Below are 22,925 nucleotides of genomic sequence, written 5' to 3' on the forward strand. Positions count from 1 at the left end.
TCTAAGTTACTAATTTTCACCACCCCAAGGAGACATAGATGTCAACTGCATATAAATCAGCGATCGACTTAGTACGTGAATTAAAGCAAAAGCACGGTAACTGGCAGAATATCAGCGAAACCGATGCGGCACGTATGATGTCACAAAACCGTTTTAAAACGGGCTTAGATATCGCCAAATATACTGCAAAAATCATGCGTCAAGACATGGAAGACTATGACAATGATACGTCTCAGTACACGCAGTCTTTAGGTGCATGGCATGGTTTTGTGGCTCAACAAACCATGTACGCTAAGAAAAAATATTTCGGTACTACGTCTAAAACTTACATCTACCTATCAGGTTGGATGGTTGCAGCCCTTCGCTCTGAGTTTGGTCCTCTTCCTGACCAATCTATGCACGAAAAAACCTCTGTACCTAAGCTAATTGAAGAAATCTACACTTTCCTACGTCAAGCTGATGCTAAAGTATTGAACGACTACTTCCGTGAGCTAAATGCTGCAGAAGAAGCGGGTCAAGATACCTCAGCCATCCTAGAAAAAATCGAAAACTTTGATTCACATGTTGTGCCAATCATTGCTGACATCGATGCAGGTTTCGGTAACGAAGAAGCCACTTACTTGCTAACTAAGCAAATGATCGAAGCTGGTGCTTGTGCTATTCAGGTTGAAAACCAAGTATCTGACGCGAAGCAATGTGGTCACCAAGCAGGTAAAGTCACTGTACCGCATGAAGACTATATCGCAAAAATCAACGCTATTCGTTATGCATTCTTAGAGCTTGGTGTTGAAGACGGCGTTATCGTTGCTCGTACTGACTCTGAAGGCGCGTCACTAACGCAAAAAATCCCAGTATCAAATGAGCCAGGCGACCTTGCTTCTCAGTACATCGATTTTATCGAGATGGAAGAAGTCACGCTAGAAAACGCCAAAGAGAACGACAGCTTGCTTAAGCATAACGGCAAACTAGTACGTCCAGTTCGTCTTCAAAATGGTCTATATCAATTCCGTGAAGAAACGAACATCGACCGTGTCGTACTTGACTGTGTAACGGCTCTAGAAAATGGCGCGGATCTACTATGGATCGAAACACCGACTCCAGACGTCGCACACATCAAAATGATGGTTGATCGTATTAAAGAGCAACAGCCAAAAGCCAAGCTTGTATACAACAACAGCCCATCATTCAACTGGACACTGAACTTCCGTAAGCAAATCATCGCTCAGTGGGAAGAAGAAGGCAAAGACCTATCTGTCTACAATAAAGATGACTTGATGAGTGCGGATTACGATGGTACTGAACTTGATACAGCAGCTGACGAAGCGGCTAGAAACTTCCAACGTGATGCGTCACGTGAAGCGGGTGTATTCCATCACTTAATCACGCTACCTACTTATCACACCACTGCGCTTAGCGTGCATGAGCTTGCTAAAGGCTACTTCGGTGAAGATGGTATGCTTGCTTATGCTGCTGGCGTACAACGTAAAGAAATCCGTGAAGGCATCGCTTGTGTGAAGCATCAAGCAATGGCAGGTTCTGACCTTGGTGATGATCACAAAGAGATCTTCTCAGGTGAAAACGCCCTTAAAGCTGGCGGCGGCAAGAACACGATGAACCAGTTCTAATCACCGACCACTTATAAGTACATCTCGTAAGTACCAGTTATAGAGAAAGCCGTCCTATCTTGTAGGGCGGCTTTTTTATGTCTGCTTATTTGCACTCTATTATTGTAAGATTTTGAGCATTGTAAGCTTGTTAATTCTTAATTTGAGTGGTTATTATCCTTACTATCAGTCTCTTTCATATTGTTAATGTTACCCTCTACCTGACTGCTCTGTATACCGACTGAATCGTGACTTTTTGGATTTTCACCCATCAGCTCACGCTTCATATTTTTTATACGGGGATCGTGTTTAAAAAATCTATGATAGATTGACTTTATAATTCTGTAAATTAGATAAAAAATACCGCCAAGTACAAGCAGCCACCACAGTTGTATCAATCCAAGCGCTACTGATCTAAGTATTTCCCAGCCATCTTTAAATGCTTGACTCACTTGACTACTAAAACTTGGCTGCTCAGCATCTAATAGCACATCCATATTTTGTGTGGTTTCTTTATAACTGATATCTGGCTGCATAAAGGTCAGGTTAATGGTGCTATATTGAACTTTATCAGCAATAGCCAGTTGCTCAAGCTTGGCAAGCTCTTGCTGACGACGTGCCGCATAAGTCGCGGTAATAGCATCAACATTGCTGCCTTGGTCTTTATCATTTTTACTACTCAGGCGTTCTTGGCTAAGCTCGCTTGCCATATCACTATTTAGCTGGCTCGCTAGCTGTTCACGATAAATATCTAATGTCACATCTTGAGCACTAAACTGCTGCCCATTTAAAAATGCGACTTGCTGTTGTAATTGCGCTAGGAACTTACTGACATTGGCGCGAGGAATACGAACCGTCATGTCAGCTTGACGAGTGTAGGTTGTAATCGTGATATTTTTATTGCCTTGTACAAAGGTTCGATTATCACGTGGATGATTACTAATATTGCTAAGTGCCACATAACCAGCCTGTTGCCGTGTCAAACTCTCAATAGCATCACTAGTTTTGACGACATCTTCAACTTTAAAATCAGCACTGGCAGTTATCAATAGCGCTTTGCCAGCAATTTTAATGCCTGCTGCCTGACTACCAAGGGTCTGTTCACTAGTGCTCGATAGGTTTACAACCTCTAAGCCATTGGATGCGTTATCGACTGCCGCATCTGACATAATACCAAACATCTCACTATCAGCAACCTCCTCCGTTGCAGACTGAACCGACTCCATATCAGCACTACTCTCTGCATATTCAGAAGAGCTATCGCAGCCGCCTATCAATAAAACAGACCCAAGCATTATTGGTAGACATAAAACTGATGGAAACAAGGCTTTAGGCAGTAATATTGCATGAGACTGCTGCGTGTCATACTTCTTTTGATTGCATCGCGTCATTATTTTATAATCCGGCATTTTATGAGATATGATAAATATATTGGATAAAAATATTTTAGCTTCTATTATAAAGCCAACCACCTTTATCCTACTTTTGTTTAATAATTAACGTTAATTATAATGATTACTTACTAAAAGTATATCTCTAATATTGGCTCAGATTATTTATAGAAAAAATTTTGCTTGTTATTCGCCGATAGCTTTCATACGATGGTAGTCATTCAAATTTATTAAAATAATCGGGAGCCATCATGCAAGAGATAGAGCTAAAGTTTTTGGTACCAGAGTCGCGACTGAAAGGTTTGATGCGCCAAGCACGAGTCAAGTCTTCTGAGGTGACGCAACTGGCTGCCCATTATTATGATACCCCCGACCAACAGCTTGCAGAGGCAGGCATTGGCTTGCGTATCCGTAAAGAAGGCGATGCTTGGGTACAGACCGTCAAAGCGGGCGGCGATGGCATTGCAGCACGCCTAGAGCATAATGCGGTACTGGATAATGAACAAGTACAAGCGATGCTCGATAATAATACGCTCATGCCTGATTTAACCATTTATAAAAACACCTCTGTCACCCCTGCTTTGGCTGAATTTAAGCTAAAAAAACTGGCTAAAAATCTCACACAGTTATATGTGACCGATGTAGAGCGCACTACACGATTGCTGGTGGATGAGGGTGACGATGAAGTGATTAACCATATCGAGATGGCGTACGATTATGGAGAAATTATTCACGGCAATGACGAAACTCAGCGCGCTGCTATTCAAGAGATTGAGTTTGAGCTGGTATCAGGAGATATCGACTTTTTATTTGCAACCGCCAAAACTTGGTGCAAGCGCTATAAGCTTTGTCTGTCTACGGTGACCAAGGCTGAGCGCGGTGGTTTACTCATTACTGGGCAACTTCATAGCCCCGCTGTCCGCGCTGACCTTAGCCAGCTAAATATCGATAAGAAAATCAGCATGCCTGCCTTTGTGCGCGCAGCCGTGCATAACTGTCTGTTGCAAATACTACCCAATAGCAGTGCTATCGTCGCTGGCAGCGAAGAGGACGACCATGCATTACAACTATACATTGGTATTACCCGCTTACAAGCTGCCCTACAAGCATTTGCCAGCTATTCTGACGAAATCAATCCAGACTGGCTGCCGATACTAAAACAAACAGCCATGTTATTGAATGAATATCGAGAGCTTGCCCATCTTGCCTCACATATAGAGCCTAATTTGCAACAACAAGGTGCACCTACTGTCGATTGGGCAACAGATATGGATGCGCTGAAGATTACTCCGAAAGATGCTGTCAGTGCCAACGATTTTCAGCTGACCTTACTTGAGTTGATCGCCTTTACCATGAGCGACCCAAGCCTTGAACCGCAGGCTGATCAACTCGCCATCGATAAACTGGCAAAAACCTTATCCAAACAGCAGGCAAAGCTTGGCAAAGCAGTACAAAAGCTACAGAGTAAAAAAGACCTTGGCTCAAATAACATTAATATAGAAAGCAATGATTTAAAAGATGATGATTTACAAAGTGTTGACTTAGACGATAGTGACTTAGAAAACGTAGAGTCAAAAAGTGACGATATAGAAAATATTGATCTAGAAGATAATGATTCAGAGCATGAGCTGCATGAGCTGCATGAGCTGCATGAGCTGCATGAGCAGTTAACCACCTTACTTTATATCAGTGAGTTTGCTACGCCATTATTAGATAAGAAAAAGTCAAAAAAGAAAAAAGCCAAGAATGAAAGCAAACGCTGGCTAAAACGTTTGGTAAAAGCGCAAACAGCTTTGACTCAATACCGCAATCATATAATGTATCAACAGCGCTATCAGTTGAAATCAGAGACAGATAGCAATGCCCTATATGGCGCTGGTTGGTTTGCCGCCATGCTAACAAGAGATCATAAGCGCAGCGAAAAACGCTTGGCTAAAGTGATAGACAGCTCGATATTTTAGTAAAAATACTAATATCATCATGAACCAAGCCAAGCCTAGGATAAAAAAGACAGCTCATTTTATATGAGCTGTCTTTTTTATAAACTTAGCACTTTTATAAACCTAGCACTTTCATACGCTCACTAACTGGCTGATACGTTTTCTCGCCAGCAGGCTCAACAATGTTGCCAAATGGCATTTGTGCCACCAATTCCCAACTATCTCGGATAGCATAAGCCTTAGCTGCGTCTTCATCCACAAGCGGATTGTAGTGCTGTAGGTTGGCACCAACATTTAAAGTACGTAGCTCTGTCCACATCGCATACTGATGCATGGCTGAGGTTTGCTGAGCCCAAACTGGGAATCTATCTGCATATAACGCAAACTGCTCTTGCAGTGACTCAGTCACGTTTTTATCTTCATAAAACAGCACCGTACCCGCCGCCGCACGGAAGCCGTCTAACTTTTGCTTAGTCCCAGAAAAGTCGCCATCGCCGACGGCTGCACGCAGTTTTTCTTCAGCGATGTCCCATAATTTCTGGTGCTCGGCACCAAACAGTACGACCAAGCGCGAAGATTGTGAATTAAAAGCAGAAGGGGTATGTAATAAAACACGCTCTGCCATATTCACAATTGCTTGTGGCTCTACTGGCAGCTCATTGCCCAAAGCATATATTGACCGGCGTTCATCAAAGGCTTGTTGTAAAGTGACTAGGCTTTCTTTAGACATCGATATTATCCTTATAGTTATCATAAAATATAGGTCAAACGAGCCATGTTTAGCATGACAAGTCGATCATTCATAAGCAAGCTATTATATCAATATGCTAAATAATATCTATACTCTATAAAGTTTTATTTATCAATTACTATATGAAGTTATTCTGTTTTACTTAGGAGGTGTCCTGAGCCTGAACGAAATCACCTAAATGAGCTAAGAATGGTTAATGAGCAACAATCGTCACCGATATGCCCTCTGCAATTTGGTCGAACAATTCAATAATATCCTCATTACGCATACGTATACAGCCATGCGAGAGTGGCACACCCATCGATTCACTGTCTGGCGTACCATGAATATAAATATAACGCTGATAAGTATCGCAGCCACCTTGACTATTACTGCCTTTATTAAAGCCATCTTCCACACCACTTAGCCAAAGAATACGGCTTAATATCCAATCGCGTTCAGAATGTCGTTCACCAAGCTCAGCACTATATATCTCGCCTGTAGAAACGCGTCCGATGAACACGGCATTCATGGGTTCATTTGCGCCAATTTTTTTGGCGATAAAGTGTTTGCCAAGAGGTGTGCAGCCGCTATCTTGTTGACTGCCAATGCCATTTTTAGCAGTAGACACCGTATATTGAGCCAATTCTCTATTATGCTGGTAGAGCGTTAATGTTTGCTTAGCAATGTTAACCACCAACTGCACATCAGAACTTTCGTTATTTTTCTCGTTATAGCTTTCGTTATTCTTCATAGAATGTTTCCAACAGTCATTTACCCAATAGATATCATTATTGACCGCGTGATAAGTAAGTGGATTGATTTTTTCTATTATTAAGGGATTGTATCAAGGCTTTTGGCACCGTAATATAGGGACACACTTTTTGATGCTAGCAGATTATGACGACTATTTCACCGACACGTGTGTCGATGTATGATTTTCTCTATCAAGATACTAAGCCAATGGTATCTTTATTGGCCGATGCCGCCAAGCTTTCATTACCACAAGCTCGATTGGCAATGGATGCCAGTTTGCAGGCCATTATCAGTGCCTTGCTTGCTTACCAGCAGCACAATGACGGACAAGCTGTGAGCAAAAAGCTATTTAGTCGTGGCGCTGTTAAAGAGCTACGCCAATATAATTCGATGAATTTTTCGACCATGAATGCGACGTTATATCATCGCCATGAAGCGGCGGATGCGATATTTTATGATAATGCTCGCGTGATTAAAGCGAGTGACTATATTGCTCAGCAGATTGACGCAACAACGCAGCAAGTACAGATACTCCTCACGTCCTTATGCGTGATTGTCTTACGTGAACTGGCTATTTTAGCCGACTATAGCCAACTTGATAATGACGAGATGGATAAGTGGTTCGCTTTACAGCCACAGTTTTTATCAGCTGCTCGCTTTGCCATCAATAAGCCAGCGTCTGTCTCTGTTAAATTGAATGAGGTAAATGAAGATAACAGTCTAGTCGCAGCATCAGAGGTCAATTTAGACTCGACAGTAAAAACAAAAGCAGCAGCCGAATCCGAAAACCATCCTAATACAGAACGTGCCTTATTAAGTACAGAGCAGCTCGCTGACACCCCACCAGCGTTCAATCCTTACTGGCATGAATTAACGACATTCAAGCCTGAAAATCAACAGCCTGTGCAAGATATGCAATTGGCAACTGGTAATTATTTAAAAGCCATTGGACGCTCACCTGATAACTTGCAGCAAGGTCGCCATAACGACATGCTAGTTTTTACAGAAATGCAAGCCCTTGCCCTGCCACACCAACGCTGGCTATTACAGCTCGCAAAAATCTCAGATATCTATCTCAGTCGTAATCGCCTACGTATTACCTCCGAACCTGCCAGCGCACCCAAACCGCCTTTGGTAAGCTTAGGTTTAATTGGTGGTAATAACGACAATACGCCGACCACCACCAGCGAAAAACCCATTGAATACGAGGCATCCATACCCCTCTGGAAAAATCCGGTTATCCTGATTATTATTGCTGTCATCGGAGTGCTTGGCGGGCTTGCAGCGCTCAAGTATCAAAGCCAAAAATCTGACGGTGTGTTACTGGCGACAGAAGAGGTTATAGAACAAGATATTATCGAAGAGCGTCAACAGCAGGATGTGGCTATTGTCATGGTTGACGATGAGGAGCCTGATGACAAAGAAACAAAAGCGGCTCAATGATAAATAAAAGCTCTGAATACAGGACTTCTTAATTAGCAAAAAATTATCGAACAAACCTTCAAAAAATCCACAAAAAAAGGCGCTATTCATATAGCGCCTTTTCTATTCATTTTTTTTATTCATGCTTTATCTAGCATAGTCTATTAAGACCGGCTTACTTTGATAAATCACGACCACGACTGGCTTCAATCGCCAGACGTAGACCATTTAGACGGATGAAACCTTCTGCATCTTTTTGATCGTAAGCGCCCGCATCATCTTCAAAAGTCGCGATTTTTTCGTCAAACAAGGAATCATCTGACTTACGACCAACAACGCTCACAGCACCTTTGTATAACTTCACACGTACGGTGCCATTGACATATTCTTGTGACTTGTCAATCAATGCTTGTAGCATCATACGCTCAGGACTGAACCAATAACCGTTGTAGATAGTTTTAGCGTAGCGTGGCATCAGCTCATCTTTTAAATGCGCCGCTTCACGATCGAGTGTCAGTGACTCAATACCGCGATGCGCTTTTAGCATAATGGTGCCCGCTGGCGTCTCATAGCAACCGCGTGATTTCATGCCAACATAACGGTTTTCTACGATATCTAGGCGTCCGATACCATGCTGACCGCCAATCTCATTTAGCTTAATCATGACTTCGTACGGCTTAAGTGCTTCACCATCGATGGCAACGATGTCGCCTTTTTCGTATTCTAATTCTAAGTATTGTGCTTCGTCAGGCGCTTCTTCTGGGCTCACCGACCAGCGCCACATATCGTCTTCTGCTTCGGCGTAAGGGTCTTCTAAAATACCACCTTCATAAGAGATGTGTAGTAAGTTGGCGTCCATTGAGTACGGAGATTTTTTCTTATTGCCCGCATAATCAATCGCAATGTTATGCTCTTTGGCATATTCCATCAAGCTTTCACGGCTAGACAAGTCCCACTCACGCCATGGTGCAATGGTAACCACGTCAGGCGATAAAGCAACGGCGCCAAGCTCAAAACGGACTTGGTCATTCCCTTTACCAGTCGCGCCATGACTAATAGCATCGGCGTTGTGTTCTTTAGCAATCTCAACCAAGCGCTTGGCGATTAACGGACGCGCGATAGAAGTTCCTAGCAGATACTCGCCTTCATAGATAGCGTTGGCGCGGAACATCGGGAATACATAATCACGGGCGAACTCTTCACGTAAGTCTTCGATATGGATATGTTTGATGCCCATGGCTTCAGCTTTGGCGCGGGCTGGCTCAACTTCTTCGCCTTGACCGATATCAGCAGTAAAGGTAATCACTTCTGCATCATAGGTTTCTTGCAGCCATTTAGCGATGATGGAGGTATCAAGACCACCTGAATAGGCCAAGACGATTTTATTAATATTTTTTGGATCAAGTTGAGCCATGAAGAACTCCTATTGTGAGCATTTAGTGTTAGGAAAAGCGCTAAGATTCAATCAAAAGATAAATTACTTGCTCAGTGTACATCATATTTACTATAGGCAAAAGTGCAACTGCCCCATGGCATAAGCTTTTGATTTAAATTTTGGGTCGATAGATTTCAATTGTTCACATGTAGGTGACAGTTGACTGCCGCAAATTAAAAAATAACCCATGTATTATGTACAGATATTTAGCCGCATATTTAGTCAAGTAGGCAAATCTGTTATGATAGCAGTACAGTATCCCTTCCTTTTATTTCCGTATATGACGATATAGAGCGCGACGACATTATGACTGATTCGATTAGAGAATTGACCATCCTTCAGCCAGACGATTGGCATATCCATTTGCGTGATGGCAAAGCATTGAGCACTACTGTATCGCACGCAGCAAACAGCTTTAACCGTGTCATATGTATGCCAAACTTAGTGCCTCCTGTTAAGAACACTGACGATGCGCGTGCCTATCGCGACCGTATCATGGCGCACTTAGTAGCCAGTGAGCTGAGTGCTGAGCGCAAAACTGCATTTGATCCACGTATGACTTTATATCTCACTGACAAAACCACTGCTCAAGATATCGAGATGGCAGCAAAATCAGGTATCGTCCAAGCGGTCAAGCTTTATCCTGCTGGCGCGACTACCAATTCGGCTGATGGTGTCACCAATATTAACGCCTGTGTCGATGTTTTTGAAGCATTAGAAAAGTACAACCTACCACTATTGATACATGGCGAAGTGACGCAAGATCATGTGGATATCTTTGACCGTGAAAAGCGCTTTTTAGACGAAGTGTTGGCGCAAATCATTGTCAAATTCCCTACATTAAAGATTGTCGTCGAGCATATTACTACCAGTGATGCGGCAGACTTTGTCTTAGCACAAGGCAATCACATTGCCGCCACTATCACCCCGCAGCATTTAATGTTTAACCGCAATCATCTATTGGTTGGCGGTATCAAGCCACACTTTTATTGCTTGCCTATTTTGAAGCGTGAAAGCCATCAAAGAGTATTACTAGATGTGGCAACCAGTGGCAATCCCAAATTCTTTTTGGGCACTGACTCAGCTCCACATGCGACGGATAAAAAAGAAGCCGCTTGTGGCTGTGCTGGCTGCTATAGCGCCGCAACTGCCTTGCCATTGTATGCCACCGCTTTCGATAGCGTGGGGAAAATAGACAAGTTAGAAGGCTTTGCCAGTCGTTTTGGTGCTCAGTTCTATGGACTGCCAGTCAATGAAAGCACGATTACACTTATCAATACACCTATGCAAGTGCCAGCAGCCTATCCTTACTTTGATGGCTCATCATTGACCCCACTTATGGCAGGCGAGACACTGCCTTGGTCTATCAAAGCATAAAACTCACTAAGCAAAACCATCTTTATTCTATTTTAACTTGAGAAGTTTAACCCTATGATAAGAATGACATCTGCTAATCAGCGGTGTGATTTGTATCATAGGTTATTTATTTTTCATTTAATGTCTTAATTCAATATAACAGTACGACTGATAAAAGCGATTTAACCAGATATGACCACTCCAAACGATGCCGCCTTACCTGACGAAAACCCATCAAACCCTATAGATAATAGCATTAAGAGCCCATCAAATAGTCACACAGAAGATGCCGCAGCAGACGAGCTAGCACCAATGCGTCTAAAAGACCGATTTCGTAAGTTTCTGCCTGTCGTCGTTGATGTGGAAACTGCCGGCTTTAATGCGCAAACCGATGCTTTACTAGAGATTGCCTGCATTCCTGTACTACTGAATGAGCAAGGTGTGTTTTATCCTGGGGAAGCATTCAATGCTCATATCGAACCCTTTGAAGGCGCGAATCTTGAGCCAAGTGCCCTTGCCTTCACTGGCATTGATCCCAACAATCCAATGCGTAAAGCCATTGCCGAAGATGAAAAAACAGCACTACGCCGTATCTTTAAGGGGTTAAAAGAAGTACGCCGTACTGAGGACTGCCGCCAGTGCGTCTTAATCGGGCACAACGCCCATTTTGACTTAGCATTTTTGAATGCGGCAGTGCTGCGTACCAATAACAAAAGTCACAACCCGTTTCATAACTTTTCAGTTTTTGACACAGTGACTTTATCTGCGCTGGCATTTGGTCAGACAGTACTAGCACGGGCTTGCAAGGCAGCGGGGCTTGATTTCGATGGTAATGATGCACATTCTGCCCTATACGATACACAAAAGACTGCTGAGCTGTTTTGTCATATCCTAAACCATTATCCTATGCTGGCTAATGCGATGCATACTGAAGAAAATAAAGAGGATTCGACTGAGAGTAGTCACAAATAATCCATTTATCACATATCCTATATTGCCAACTACCCATAATAGTGCTATTTGTAATACTTGATGACTTTAACATCTTGGTTTTACAATCAATAGGGATATGATTGATATCACAATAAATCAGCCTCTTGTCTAACCGTTGAATATCATATTGTGTAAAACAATTCAAAAACCAGACAAGCTGCTGTAATTACTCACATTAGAACGTCTCGTTATATCCTATAGATGGTTTAAGTTGCTCACATTGTCTCGATAGCCAGTACGATTCATGCTATCGAGGCGTAATAGGAGGGACTCTATTATGGATCCACAGCTTAAGTTATGGGGAACCATCCTCGGTTATATGCTGCTCGCATTGACTATTAGTGCTTGTACTTCTCTATGGATTCGCTATCATTTGAAGCGTAATGACTTACATCCTCGCCGTGCGATCAAAAAAAGATACTTAATTTTAAAAAGAAGAAGAAAAAGGCTTGACAGCAAGCGCAGACGCTATTAGAATACGCACCACTTCAGCATAAAGGTGAAAGCAGCTGAGGTGTTGTGTTACTAGTCCCCATCGTCTAGAGGCCTAGGACACCGCCCTTTCACGGCGGTAACGGGGGTTCGAATCCCCCTGGGGACGCCACTATTTGGCGTCACTTATTAGCAAGTTTGCTGCAAAGCATCTGATAAGACTACTAAGCGTACCACCAAAAAGCCCAATCACATACTATTGTGATTGGGCTTTTTTTTATGCCTGTTTTTTATATCATGAGGCTCTTGATACCTTAGCACTCAGTTCGTCATCGCCGATTTACTTAATAAATGAAGGACAATTAATTTTATAGATAAGATTCGGTACTAAGTTCACTCAAGATATTAAGGTATATTTACTAAGTGTCGCTATCCATGGTTTCTATGCCTAACTTGATATTCTGTTTATTTATTGAACTCTTCATCATAAATTTAAGCAAAAAAATCCAGCATTGAATACTGGATTTTTAAGTCAAACAGTCTATTTTTACAAAAACTACCAAATCTTATCTGATAGCATTAGCCACAACAATGTCATCACAATCATGATACCGAGTACTGTTTGAATCAAGAAGAATGCTTGATGCTGACCAACAACCTTACTTAACGTCACCCCTAACGTGCTGTACTTGATAGGTGGCGTGTCAATATTGCCAGTTCTTGCTTGTTCCTCATAATACCCTTGTAAGATATCTAAAAATTCGCGCCATGCGTTAGAGCCCCAATCATAGGGTTTAAATGGCATGAGTTTTTTCAGCTCAGGCTCTTTGGTCATCCAACGTTCAAGTGTAATGGAGCGTAGAGACCAGTTCGAAAAACGGCGTTCGGTAATTTCTGAAAAATCTAAGATTTTTAATTCTTTATGTCGATCATCTAATAATAAGCGATTCTTTAGATTGGTTAAATCTTGTTCTGACCCTTCTGCACATTGAAAAAAGTAGCCATTGCCATAGCAAAGAATACCCGTAACATTATCGGCTTGGTTACGCTCAATCGCGACCTCTGAGATGTCGTTAAGCGTGCTGGGGCTTGAAAGACCAGTCGAAGTAATTTGGCTTATATATATAAGCTGGCAGAGATCTGTCGTCACTGGATTTGTCGAATCGTTGATTGTTGACAATCAGCTTCTCCCTATTTTTAGGTAAATGTAGCTAAGACAACCATACTAAATTTAGAAAAAACATAGAAACAAGATCTTTGAAAATATCAAATAGGCTTGGTATATTATTGATTTTATAAATGTTTATATTAATTGTATTAAGTTGGTTACATCATAGGCTAGTTTAGTCATCAAAGCAATATATGTTTATCTTATATCATTAATTGAAAAAACCAAACAATAATTCGCAATTATTTATATTGAGAACTTGCAGTATGTTTTTTGAACAGTGATAGGATAAATAGGTAATATGGGAGGGGAAAGCGATGATAAAAATCGTCACCAATGAGCGATAAGACTACCGGCTCATTAATGAGATTGATACAGACTAGTGTCTATTACGAGTGTTTAATTATTTTTAGTCTGCTCAGAACTGGGCATTAATAATCGCTGTGAGTAAGATAGCATCATCAGGATAAGTGAGCTTGATATTCTGGCGACTGCCAGTCACGAGGCGAATGGGCAGGTCTAAACATTCAAATGCACTGGCTTCATCAGTAATGGTGAGCTCGTGTTCAGCGACATAAGTTAATACTTTTTGCAGCTGACCTAAGCGAAACACTTGCGGCGTTTGTGCTTGCCACATATGACGGCGATCGATAGTACGTTTAGCGTAAGAATGTGGGCTGCTACTCACTGTCAGGTTAACTACAGGCGTCTCACCTACAAGCTCAGATTGAGCGGTAGACTGCGGATAGGATTCCTTTAAAGTATCAGCCACCGGTGTCGCTAAGATAGCACCATAGGGCTCTAGCATCGCCGCTTCGATGACCTCTTCAATATCATGACTGGAAACCGCAGGACGCGCAGCATCATGAATAACAACCAAATCTGAATCGTCGGCTCCCGCCTCAATAATCGCCTTTACCCCTGCTCTTACTGACTGCCAACGCTCATCGCCGCCAATCACATATTTGATGGGGAGCGCAAAATTAAGCGTCTGTGCTGTACTGTCATCTGCTGCGACGACCAATAAACATGTATCAATATAAGCACTAGTAGCAAGCCGTGCCACACTATGCTGTAGCAAGGTCTGCCCTTGCAACATCGTATATTGCTTGGCGATAGAGGCACCAAAACGACTACCGCGACCCGCAGCGACGATCATGGCATGTACATTAGGGATGATATTCATAAGGCAATATTCATAAGGCAATATTCATAAAGTAGTATTCATGGTTAGAGCCCATGATAGTATTGCTAGGGATAGACGAGGAATAAGAGAAGTAACGAATTTCAGGTGAATAAGATTTCTATTATAGACAATAGAAGATCATAATTCTAGACAGTTAAGAGCAATTAATAACGGCTATGCGTCGTGGGCGCCGTAGATACTTGTACAAAGGTCTCGTTCGGCTTAATCAAACCCAAGTCTAAACGAGCGTGCTCTTCTACTGCCTCAAGACCAGTTTTTAAGTCATGCACATCAGTACGCAATAAGTTATTTGCTGCCACTTGGTTTTCGTTTAAGCGTTGTTGTTCTTCGATTTGAGTCAGCAATTTATTATGCTCAAAGCGACCATTTTCGCCCAGCCAATACTGATATTGCAATCCCAAAAGGACGGCAACGGCTAGAGCAAGTAGCATAAATTGGCTAAAGTATTTCATAAGATAATAACGCCGAACAACATAGAGACAATAATAAAAATAAAAAACCAGCTAAGCTTGCTAAGCGATATATCACCATATTAATGATGACATATCGCCTAGCTGTAGCAAGAAATCTGGCTTGTTAACCACGTAGACCGATGAACTCTTCACGACCACGGTAGCTTGCACGTACTTGTTGCTCGATACGTAGCAGCTGATTGTATTTCGCCACACGGTCTGAACGACATAGTGAGCCAGTTTTAATCTGACCAGCAGCAGTACCAACTGCTAAATCTGCAATGGTGCTGTCTTCAGTTTCGCCTGAACGATGTGAGATAATAGTTGCATAGCCATTTTTCTTCGCTAGATAGATCGCATCTAACGTTTCTGATAAAGTACCGATTTGATTAAACTTAATCAAAATTGCATTGGCAATATGCTTATCAATACCCTCTTGCAAGATAGCAGGATTGGTCACAAATAAATCATCACCAACCAACTGAACTTTATCACCAATCTGCTCAGTCAAATATTTCCAACCATCCCAATCAGACTCGTCAAGCCCGTCTTCGATAGAGATAATAGGATATTGACGCGCCAAGCCGACTAGATAATCTGAGAATCCTTGGCTATCAAAGGCTTTGTTGCCCTCGCCTGCCAAGATATATTGACCATCTTTATAAAACTCACTAGCCGCACAGTCTAACGCCAAATGAATGTCTTCGCCCGCTTTATAGCCGACTTGCTCAATCGCTTGCATAATAACGGTGATGGCTTCTTCATTGCTACGTAAGTTTGGCGCAAAACCACCTTCATCACCAACGGCTGTGTTTAAGCCTTGTGATTTCAAAACAGACTTTAAGCTGTGGAAAATTTCTGTACCAGCACGCAATGCTTCTGAAAAACTAGTGAAACCAACAGGCTCAATCATGAACTCTTGGATATCAACCGTATTATCCGCATGCTCACCACCGTTCAAGATGTTCATCATCGGTACAGGCATCGTCAGCGACGTCTGATTGCGCAAGTTTGCAATATATTGATGTAATGGCAGATTTTGTGACTTGGCAGCGGCTTTTGCAGTAGCAAGAGACACCGCTAGCATGGCATTGGCACCAAGGCTATCTTTGTTTTCTGTGCCATCTAGCGCAATCATTGCATCATCAATGCCTTGCTGTTCGGTGACGTCTTTATCCATCAACGCGCTGCGAATTTGGCTATTGACGTTAGCAACGGCTTTCTTAACGCCTTTACCCATATAGCGACTTTGGTCACCATCACGTAGCTCAAGCGCTTCGCGTGAACCAGTTGATGCACCACTTGGGGCAGCAGCACGGCCGATAGTGCCATCAGCTAAGATTACATCAGCTTCGATGGTTGGGTTACCACGCGAGTCTAAAATCTCACGGGCGCGAATGTCTTTAATTGCGGTGACGTTGGTGGTTTCTTCAGCGTACATAATGTCTGTTAATTCCTTTGGTCATGCCAAGTTTGTGGGATAAATAACGGCAACTAGAATACAAAAAAGATAAAGCAAAATATCGTATAGTGCTATGCTCAAACCAGCTTTGCTTATCTATATAATCAGCAAGTTTTGAGCAAGATTAAAGGTGGTTTTAATACTTTAATCGTCAGCTATAGTGCTTGGCATCATAGCATAAATTTTGCCAAACTTCCCTTATCTTGCACCGACTGGCGCTGATAAAATCACACTTAGATAAACAAATTACCAATTATGGATTTGTCTCAGCACCTATAATATTAAAAGCTATATGACTCTTATGCTTTTGTTAGACGTTCTGTTTTAGCGTGGGAGCCAGATACTGTGTTATCCAGCTCAACCTTTGTTTTAAATTGGGTCAATCGTAAGGCATTCATTAATACTGAAATAGAGCTGAGCGCCATCGCAGCGGCGGCAATCATAGGGTTTAAGAAACCAAAAGCGGCCAGCGGAATACCAAGGCAGTTATAAATAAAAGCAAAAAACAGATTTTGCTTGATGTTGCGCACTGTTGCATTAGCGATTTTTTGCGCGGCATCAATATGCATCAGTGACTCACCCATTAAGCGGGCAGACGCACTATGCTGGGCAACATCTGTGCCTTCAAACATGGCAAAGCTTGCATCGGCAGTTGCCATCGCTGGCGCATCGTTGACACCATCACCTGCCATTGCAACTTTATGACCAGCCGTTTGCAACAAGGCAATTTGACTGGCCTTATCGCGTGGGCTCATTTTACCATAAGCTTGCTCAATACCCAGCTGCCCTGCCACATGATCGACCACAGACTGCTTATCACCACTCATCAAAATAACATTGATACCTGCATCTTGTAGCGCAGTAATAGCCTTCGGAGTATCTACTTTTAAGTCGTCAGCTAGAGCAAAAGCACCCAAAGCTTCATCATTAATACTAACGGCAACGGTACTGGCAATTTGCCATACCTTTGGCATCAGCTTAGGCAGTGTTAAATTAGCAAACTCTGCGGTACCGACTTTTACCACACCCAAACCTTCAATATTGGCCTGTATACCAGCGCCTTTAATGACCCTAATATCAGTCACATTCATCAACGGCAAATTTCGCTCAGTAGCCACGTTAACCAATGCTGTTGCTAGCGGATGACTGGCATGTGCTTCAACGCTTGCGGCAATTTGTAACACATCATCGACTGCGATCGATTTATCCACCATCACATGGTCCACGATAGTCGGCTTACCAATGGTCAAAGTACCTGTTTTATCGAGCACTACTGTATCGATGTTGCCTGCCGCTTCAAGGCTTTGTGCGTCTTTGAACCAGACGCCATGACGAGCAGCAACACCCATACCAGCCATGATAGCGGCTGGCGTTGCCAAACCTAAAGCACAAGGACAAGCAATGACCAACACCGAGACGGCATGCATCAAGGCAGTATCCATCATGCCAGTCAGCCACCACGTCACTCCAAAGGTGGTAAGCGCAATGACAACGACGACTGGTACGAATACCGCCGTCACTCTATCGGCGAGACGGGCTAAATTGGCTTTTGAGCCTTGGGCATCGCTGAGGGCTTGTACCATATCACCAAGCTTTGTATCACTACCTTTAGCACTGACGCGGTATAACAAGCTGCCATTTTCAACCAACGCCCCTGCCAACAACTTATCTCCCACTTCTTTTTTAAGCGGTACCGACTCACCCGTTAAATGACTCTCCACACACCAGCCAGCACCATCGATAACTACCCCATCGGTTGCAACTCGGCTGCCTTGCTTGGCACGCAAAATATCACCAACTTGCACGTCTTTAAGAGCAACATTATGAAAATCACCATTAGGCTGCTGCTGTTCGACTTCATCGGGCGTTAAGGACAATAATAAATCGATACTATTGAGGCTGTGTTTCTTAGTGCGCTCTTCTAGATACTTACCCGTACGTACAAAAGCAATGACCATGACGCCTGCTTCAAAATACACTGCAGGACTGCCATCCACACCGTGACCACCAGCATGACCACTTTGCAGCAAACTGTTTAAAGTGCCATCGCCATGAGTCAGCCATAGATACGTTGAATACGCCCAAATAGTCACGGTACCGATGACGACTAGCACATCCATATTGGCAAGACCACCTTTAATCGACGCCCAAGCGCTTTTGTAAAATGGCAAGGCAAATCCAAACTGTACAATGGTCGCCAATATAAATTGAGTCCAAATCGGCGGCATCCACGCCATACCCTGACCAACGAGCATGCCTGCCATACCAACTAAAAATGGCACCAAACAAATCCATAACCCAATCAAGCGCCATGGGTAGTGAATCGCGGTATCTTCGTCTGTTTTTGCAAACAAACTATCGGCCGCCTGCAAATTGGCAACGAAGCCTGTTTTATTTACCCATTCTGTCACTTGTTCAGGCGTTGTCTGGGTCGGATCATAATCAACATTCGCAGTCTCGCCAGCGAAGTTTACACTCACCTCGTATACCGACGGCTTTTTGTTGAGCACCTTCTCAATTCGCGAGGCGCAGGCTTGACATGTCATCCCCTCAATTGCTAGCTGCAAGTGTGCACGCTGCGGCGCGAGCGGCGTATTGGATTGAATGTCAGTTTTTACATCGTAGGCGTCATGATTGTCGGTTTGGGTAATATCATTCATAAATAAAACTCGGTATGGCGTTTATGCGTTATGGCGTTATAAAGTCGTCTGAGCTAGGACAGCAACTCAGTGGATGGAATATCTAAGTCAAACAAATAGCACACTTTTAAATTTGATATTGGTATGGTCACACTGAATAGTTAGTACGCTACTATCAATAATTTTCAACCATTAAAAAACCAGCCTTGATAGCCGGTTTTTTAATACAAACGGAGTAGGTTAAGCATTGGCAACAGTGGCATCAAAGCCTGCATCGTCGATAGCAGCAGCAATTGTCTCTACACTGGTTTTGCTATCATCAAAAGTAACCGTCGCTTGATTATCTGCCAGCTCAATGCTGATATCGTCTAAGCCATCGATATCGGCAGTGGCGTTATGCACACTGGCCACACAGCCACCGCAAGTCATGCCATCAATTTTAATAATACGTGTTTGGTTTGCCATGAGAGGCTCCTTATTTTTGTAACTGAGTTTTTATAGGTAAATACTTTTATTAAAGAACTGCTTTTATAATTGTCTTTTTAAGACAGCTATCTTTTAAAACGTTATAAAAATAGCACTTAACCAGCTTAAGCCCTATCACGGTTAACAACAAGGCTCTTTGATTATCACTTTATTAATAGAACCGTAAATAATGGAACCGTGAATAATGGAACCGTGAATAATGGAACCGTGAATTTATGCCTAAGTGACAGAAAATAGCGCTTATTTTAGAATAACGTCTAATCATCATGACGTGGGTTTTGCGGTGCATCAAGAGGAAATGGCTGGGTCACATAATCGACCGTACTGATTGCCGCCGTAAACGCATGGATACTGGTGTCTGTATCTTCATAACGTATGGTGGCAACATTATTATCAGGATCAAGCTCGATGGCCGTCACTCCTGTGATATTTTTCAGCGCTGTCATCACACTCTTTAATCCTTCATCATCATCGATATTTTCGATACTGACTGTTGCTGTTTGCATCGCCATAATCTCAGCCTCTTATTGTCTGTGAATACATTAATGGGTATCTAACACCTCAAAGCCTTTGACCAAGTCATCAATTTGCTTCAACTGACGCAAAAACGGCTCTAATTGGCTCATACGTAGCGCACATGGACCATCGCATTTTGCAGTCTCTGGGCTTGGATGCGCTTCTAGAAACAACCCTGCCAATCCTGTCGCCATCCCTGCTCGTGCCAATGTTGTGATTTGTTCACGGCGTCCACCCGCACTATCGCTACGGCCGCCTGGCTGCTGTAAACTATGAGTCACATCAAAAAATACGGGGATATCCATCTGCTTCATGGTATCAAAACCAAGCATATCAACGACCAAATTATTGTAACCAAAGGCACTGCCGCGCTCACAAAGGATCAACTTATCGTTACCACCTTCAAGGCATTTGTTAACGATATGACGCATCTCATGCGGCGCTAAAAACTGCGCTTTTTTGATGTTAATAATCGCATCCGTCTTCGCCATCGCGTGTACTAAATCTGTCTGACGTGATAAGAATGCTGGTAATTGGATGATATCTGCGACTTCTGCGACGGGTGCCGCTTGATACGGCTCATGTACATCCGTGATAATAGGCACTTGGAATTTTTCTTTGATTTGCCCCAGCCAATCAATACCCTGCTCTAATCCAGGACCTCGATATGAGTGCAGGCTTGAACGGTTGGCTTTATCAAAACTGGCTTTGAAGACATAGCCAATGCCCAAACGCTGACATATTTCGATATATTGCTCTGCAATCTCGAAGGCCAATTCCTTTGATTCTAAGACATTCATACCACCGAACAACACAAATGGCTGGTCGTTGCCGATATTAAGAGTATTGCCATTTGGCGTAGTAAGTTTGATATGTGATTGCGCCGTTGATAAATGTTCCATGAAGTCGTTACCCTCTTTATTGTTATTAATATTTCTCTCCCATATTGTAACCGATAGACTCAGTAAAAAAAGGGGTTAAGCGTAATTGCTGACCAACCATTAAAAAAATTGTCATGTTTATTGCTTAAAAACAATCTCATTCATAGCCACAGTCATAAAATTAAACTCAAAAAAAAGACCGATCCGAAGATCAGTCTTTTTTATACATGTAAGTTTTTATACATTAACGATTATTTGTTTTCGTTATAGTTCTTAGCCGCTTTTACAAAGCTGTTGAACAGTGGATGACCACCGCGTGGCGAGCTGGTAAATTCAGGATGGAATTGTACGGCGACAAACCAAGGATGATCAGCAATCTCGACCGATTCTACTAGATGCTGCTTGGCAGAATAACCAGATATGGTCATGCCTGCTTGCTCTAATGGCTCGATATAGCGATTGTTCATCTCATAACGATGACGATGACGCTCAGTGATATTTTTGGCGCCATAGATTTGGCTAAGCTTGCTGCCAGCAACCAATTCGGCTTGCTGCGCGCCTAGACGCATGGTGCCGCCAAGGTCAGAGTCATCGCTACGAATCTGTAATTCGCCGCGCTCATCTAACCACTCAGTGATGAGACCAATGATAGGCTCTGCCGTTTTGCGATCAAACTCAGAAGAGTTGGCATCGATTTTGAGTACATTACGCGCGTACTCAATCACTGCTAGCTGCATACCAAGGCAAATACCTAAATATGGCACGTTGTTTTCACGCGCATAAGTAATGGCTTTTATCTTACCATTGGTACCGCGCTCACCAAAACCACCCGGTACTAGGATGGCATCAGCATTGTGCAGCTGTGCCAATAAGCTGTCGTCGTCTTCTAGACGCTCAGCATCAACATAGTCAATTTTGACATCGGCTTTATGAGTGATACCAGCATGCAGCAGTGCTTCGTTGATCGACTTATAAGCATCAGGTAACTCGACGTATTTACCAACCATCGCTACCGTAAGGCTCATTTCAGGATTAAGCTGCGCTTCAACCACTTTGTCCCAATCACTCAAATCTGCTTCTGGTACATCTAAACCAAAACGCTCACAGATCAAATCATCAAGATCCTGCTCATGAAGCGTGCGTGGTATTTGATAAATACTTTGCGCATCTTCACACATAATGACTGCACGCTCTTCCACATTGGTGAACAACGCTATTTTGCGACGGTTGTCTTGCGAGATATGGTGATCAGAGCGGCAAATCAATATGTCAGGCTGCAAACCGATAGAACGCAGCTCTTTTACTGAATGCTGCGTTGGCTTGGTTTTGGTTTCGCCTGCACTAGCAATGTAAGGAACTAGCGTCAAATGCATCAGCATGGCTCTATTACGACCAAGCTCTACTTGCATTTGGCGGACGGCTTCCATAAATGGTAACGATTCGATGTCACCAACGGTACCGCCAATCTCAATAATAGCGATATCATAACCTTCACCACTGGCTAAGATTTTACTCTTAATTTCATCAGTGATATGTGGAATAACTTGTACTGTACCACCAAGATATTCACCACGGCGCTCTTTATTTAGCACGTTTTGATAGATACGACCACTAGTAAAGTTATTGCTCTTACTCATTTTTGAATGGCGTAAGAAGCGCTCATAGTAACCCAAATCTAAATCAGTCTCTGCACCATCTTCGGTGACGAATACTTCGCCATGCTGGAATGGGCTCATCGTACCGGGATCGACGTTGATGTACGGATCCATCTTGGTCATCGTGACGGTCACGCCACGGGCTTCTAAGACCGCTGCAAGAGAGGCTGCGGTGATACCTTTTCCTAGTGAGGACACTACCCCACCGGTCACAAATATAAACTTGGTCATAGTACTCTGTCGGTAATTGGTAAAGAAGGATTTTACTAAAAATACGTCAAAAAATATAGGGCAAAAGCATAAACTCTTTGAAACATTCAATTTTTAGTACTTAGCTATTATAACGTACTACCCACTCAAAAAGGATATAACAAAAAAAACTCACCCCGAAGGATGAGTT

Annotated in this window: 19 protein-coding genes and 1 tRNA gene; 7 read left to right on the forward strand and 13 right to left on the reverse strand. The window is 42.8% G+C overall.

The window, feature by feature from the left end:
• Window positions 1-38: 38 nt before the first annotated feature.
• Complete coding sequence (locus tag I3257_RS08500; protein WP_238049422.1) at window positions 39-1,625, forward strand: isocitrate lyase; 1,587 nt, start codon at window positions 39-41, stop codon at window positions 1,623-1,625.
• Between the two features lie 137 nt (window positions 1,626-1,762).
• Here I3257_RS08500 and I3257_RS08505 read toward each other — a convergent pair whose 3' ends face one another.
• Window positions 1,763-2,899 carry a DUF4349 domain-containing protein gene (locus I3257_RS08505; protein WP_238049424.1) on the reverse strand — a complete coding sequence of 379 codons (1,137 nt, stop codon included), beginning with the start codon at window positions 2,897-2,899 and terminating at the stop codon, window positions 1,763-1,765.
• Between the two features lie 347 nt (window positions 2,900-3,246).
• Between I3257_RS08505 and I3257_RS08510 the strand changes: the two genes are divergently transcribed.
• On the forward strand, window positions 3,247-4,956 hold the full coding sequence (locus I3257_RS08510) for a CYTH and CHAD domain-containing protein (protein ID WP_238049426.1): 1,710 nt from the start codon (window positions 3,247-3,249) through the stop codon (window positions 4,954-4,956).
• A gap of 94 nt (window positions 4,957-5,050) precedes the next feature.
• On the opposite strand, the gene I3257_RS08515 is transcribed toward I3257_RS08510, so the two are convergent.
• Together I3257_RS08515 and I3257_RS08520 are read right to left on the reverse strand one after the other, a co-directional pair.
• Window positions 5,051-5,665, reverse strand: a complete 615-nt coding sequence (locus I3257_RS08515) for a nitroreductase family protein (protein WP_238049427.1) — start codon at window positions 5,663-5,665, stop codon at window positions 5,051-5,053.
• Between the two features lie 214 nt (window positions 5,666-5,879).
• Window positions 5,880-6,419, reverse strand: a complete 540-nt coding sequence (locus I3257_RS08520) for a L,D-transpeptidase (RefSeq protein ID WP_238049429.1) — start codon at window positions 6,417-6,419, stop codon at window positions 5,880-5,882.
• Between the two features lie 146 nt (window positions 6,420-6,565).
• Between I3257_RS08520 and I3257_RS08525 the strand changes: the two genes are divergently transcribed.
• Window positions 6,566-7,864: a hypothetical protein gene (locus tag I3257_RS08525; protein ID WP_238049431.1), complete on the forward strand. Its 1,299-nt coding sequence runs from the start codon at window positions 6,566-6,568 to the stop codon at window positions 7,862-7,864.
• A 154-nt stretch (window positions 7,865-8,018) separates the two neighbouring features.
• Here the strand turns inward: I3257_RS08525 and I3257_RS08530 are convergent, their stop codons facing one another.
• Window positions 8,019-9,257: an argininosuccinate synthase gene (locus I3257_RS08530; RefSeq protein WP_060491644.1), complete on the reverse strand. Its 1,239-nt coding sequence runs from the start codon at window positions 9,255-9,257 to the stop codon at window positions 8,019-8,021.
• Window positions 9,258-9,584: 327 nt separating this feature from the next.
• Between I3257_RS08530 and pyrC the strand changes: the two genes are divergently transcribed.
• From pyrC to I3257_RS08550, 4 genes are all read left to right on the forward strand, one after another.
• Window positions 9,585-10,655 (forward strand): dihydroorotase, encoded by a 1,071-nt coding sequence (gene pyrC, locus I3257_RS08535; protein WP_060491645.1) that lies wholly within the window; start codon window positions 9,585-9,587, stop codon window positions 10,653-10,655.
• A 291-nt stretch (window positions 10,656-10,946) separates the two neighbouring features.
• On the forward strand, window positions 10,947-11,606 hold the full coding sequence (gene rnt / locus I3257_RS08540) for a ribonuclease T (protein WP_201600334.1): 660 nt from the start codon (window positions 10,947-10,949) through the stop codon (window positions 11,604-11,606).
• A gap of 298 nt (window positions 11,607-11,904) precedes the next feature.
• A complete protein-coding gene (locus I3257_RS08545) occupies window positions 11,905-12,102 on the forward strand; it encodes a hypothetical protein (protein ID WP_140412980.1) in 198 nt (65 codons plus the stop codon).
• A 53-nt stretch (window positions 12,103-12,155) separates the two neighbouring features.
• Window positions 12,156-12,231 (forward strand) — tRNA-Glu (locus I3257_RS08550).
• 384 nt (window positions 12,232-12,615) lie between these two features.
• Here the strand turns inward: I3257_RS08550 and I3257_RS08555 are convergent.
• From I3257_RS08555 to I3257_RS08595, 9 genes are all read right to left on the reverse strand, one after another.
• Window positions 12,616-13,239 (reverse strand): BLUF domain-containing protein, encoded by a 624-nt coding sequence (locus tag I3257_RS08555; RefSeq protein WP_045444510.1) that lies wholly within the window; start codon window positions 13,237-13,239, stop codon window positions 12,616-12,618.
• A 406-nt stretch (window positions 13,240-13,645) separates the two neighbouring features.
• Entirely contained in the window at window positions 13,646-14,413 is a 768-nt protein-coding gene (gene ispD, locus I3257_RS08560) for a 2-C-methyl-D-erythritol 4-phosphate cytidylyltransferase (RefSeq protein ID WP_238049433.1), read from the reverse strand.
• Between the two features lie 164 nt (window positions 14,414-14,577).
• On the reverse strand, window positions 14,578-14,886 hold the full coding sequence (locus tag I3257_RS08565; protein WP_055125147.1) for a septum formation initiator family protein: 309 nt from the start codon (window positions 14,884-14,886) through the stop codon (window positions 14,578-14,580).
• Between the two features lie 124 nt (window positions 14,887-15,010).
• Complete coding sequence (eno, locus tag I3257_RS08570; protein ID WP_055125148.1) at window positions 15,011-16,327, reverse strand: phosphopyruvate hydratase; 1,317 nt, start codon at window positions 16,325-16,327, stop codon at window positions 15,011-15,013.
• 320 nt (window positions 16,328-16,647) lie between these two features.
• On the reverse strand, window positions 16,648-19,008 hold the full coding sequence (locus I3257_RS08575; RefSeq protein ID WP_238049435.1) for a cation-translocating P-type ATPase: 2,361 nt from the start codon (window positions 19,006-19,008) through the stop codon (window positions 16,648-16,650).
• A gap of 219 nt (window positions 19,009-19,227) precedes the next feature.
• The gene (locus I3257_RS08580) at window positions 19,228-19,452 is read right to left on the reverse strand and encodes a cation transporter (protein ID WP_011280902.1); all 225 of its coding nucleotides are present in this window, start codon (window positions 19,450-19,452) and stop codon (window positions 19,228-19,230) included.
• Between the two features lie 278 nt (window positions 19,453-19,730).
• Window positions 19,731-19,985 (reverse strand): cation transporter, encoded by a 255-nt coding sequence (locus tag I3257_RS08585; RefSeq protein ID WP_060491650.1) that lies wholly within the window; start codon window positions 19,983-19,985, stop codon window positions 19,731-19,733.
• Between the two features lie 30 nt (window positions 19,986-20,015).
• Window positions 20,016-20,891, reverse strand: coding sequence for a 3-deoxy-8-phosphooctulonate synthase (gene kdsA, locus I3257_RS08590; RefSeq protein WP_201540193.1), 876 nt, complete (start codon window positions 20,889-20,891; stop codon window positions 20,016-20,018).
• 230 nt (window positions 20,892-21,121) lie between these two features.
• A complete protein-coding gene (locus I3257_RS08595) occupies window positions 21,122-22,756 on the reverse strand; it encodes a CTP synthase (RefSeq protein ID WP_060491652.1) in 1,635 nt (544 codons plus the stop codon).
• Window positions 22,757-22,925 lie beyond the last annotated feature (169 nt).

It is taken from the genome of Psychrobacter sp. Ps7 (genome assembly GCF_022129225.1).
Classification (GTDB): Bacteria; Pseudomonadota; Gammaproteobacteria; order Pseudomonadales; family Moraxellaceae; genus Psychrobacter; species Psychrobacter immobilis_A.

Coding starts and splice junctions, on each gene's coding strand:
- I3257_RS08500 (WP_238049422.1), top strand. CDS start 39: ATGTCAACTGCATATAAATCAGCGATCGACTTAGTACGTGAATTAAAG.
- I3257_RS08505 (WP_238049424.1), bottom strand. CDS start 2,899: ATGCTTGGGTCTGTTTTATTGATAGGCGGCTGCGATAGCTCTTCTGAA.
- I3257_RS08510 (WP_238049426.1), top strand. CDS start 3,247: ATGCAAGAGATAGAGCTAAAGTTTTTGGTACCAGAGTCGCGACTGAAA.
- I3257_RS08515 (WP_238049427.1), bottom strand. CDS start 5,665: ATGTCTAAAGAAAGCCTAGTCACTTTACAACAAGCCTTTGATGAACGC.
- I3257_RS08520 (WP_238049429.1), bottom strand. CDS start 6,419: ATGAAGAATAACGAAAGCTATAACGAGAAAAATAACGAAAGTTCTGAT.
- I3257_RS08525 (WP_238049431.1), top strand. CDS start 6,566: ATGACGACTATTTCACCGACACGTGTGTCGATGTATGATTTTCTCTAT.
- I3257_RS08530 (WP_060491644.1), bottom strand. CDS start 9,257: ATGGCTCAACTTGATCCAAAAAATATTAATAAAATCGTCTTGGCCTAT.
- pyrC (WP_060491645.1), top strand. CDS start 9,585: ATGACTGATTCGATTAGAGAATTGACCATCCTTCAGCCAGACGATTGG.
- rnt (WP_201600334.1), top strand. CDS start 10,947: ATGCGTCTAAAAGACCGATTTCGTAAGTTTCTGCCTGTCGTCGTTGAT.
- I3257_RS08545 (WP_140412980.1), top strand. CDS start 11,905: ATGGATCCACAGCTTAAGTTATGGGGAACCATCCTCGGTTATATGCTG.
- ispD (WP_238049433.1), bottom strand. CDS start 14,413: ATGAATATCATCCCTAATGTACATGCCATGATCGTCGCTGCGGGTCGC.
- I3257_RS08565 (WP_055125147.1), bottom strand. CDS start 14,886: ATGAAATACTTTAGCCAATTTATGCTACTTGCTCTAGCCGTTGCCGTC.
- eno (WP_055125148.1), bottom strand. CDS start 16,327: ATGTACGCTGAAGAAACCACCAACGTCACCGCAATTAAAGACATTCGC.
- I3257_RS08575 (WP_238049435.1), bottom strand. CDS start 19,008: ATGAATGATATTACCCAAACCGACAATCATGACGCCTACGATGTAAAA.
- I3257_RS08580 (WP_011280902.1), bottom strand. CDS start 19,452: ATGGCAAACCAAACACGTATTATTAAAATTGATGGCATGACTTGCGGT.
- I3257_RS08585 (WP_060491650.1), bottom strand. CDS start 19,985: ATGGCGATGCAAACAGCAACAGTCAGTATCGAAAATATCGATGATGAT.
- kdsA (WP_201540193.1), bottom strand. CDS start 20,891: ATGGAACATTTATCAACGGCGCAATCACATATCAAACTTACTACGCCA.
- I3257_RS08595 (WP_060491652.1), bottom strand. CDS start 22,756: ATGACCAAGTTTATATTTGTGACCGGTGGGGTAGTGTCCTCACTAGGA.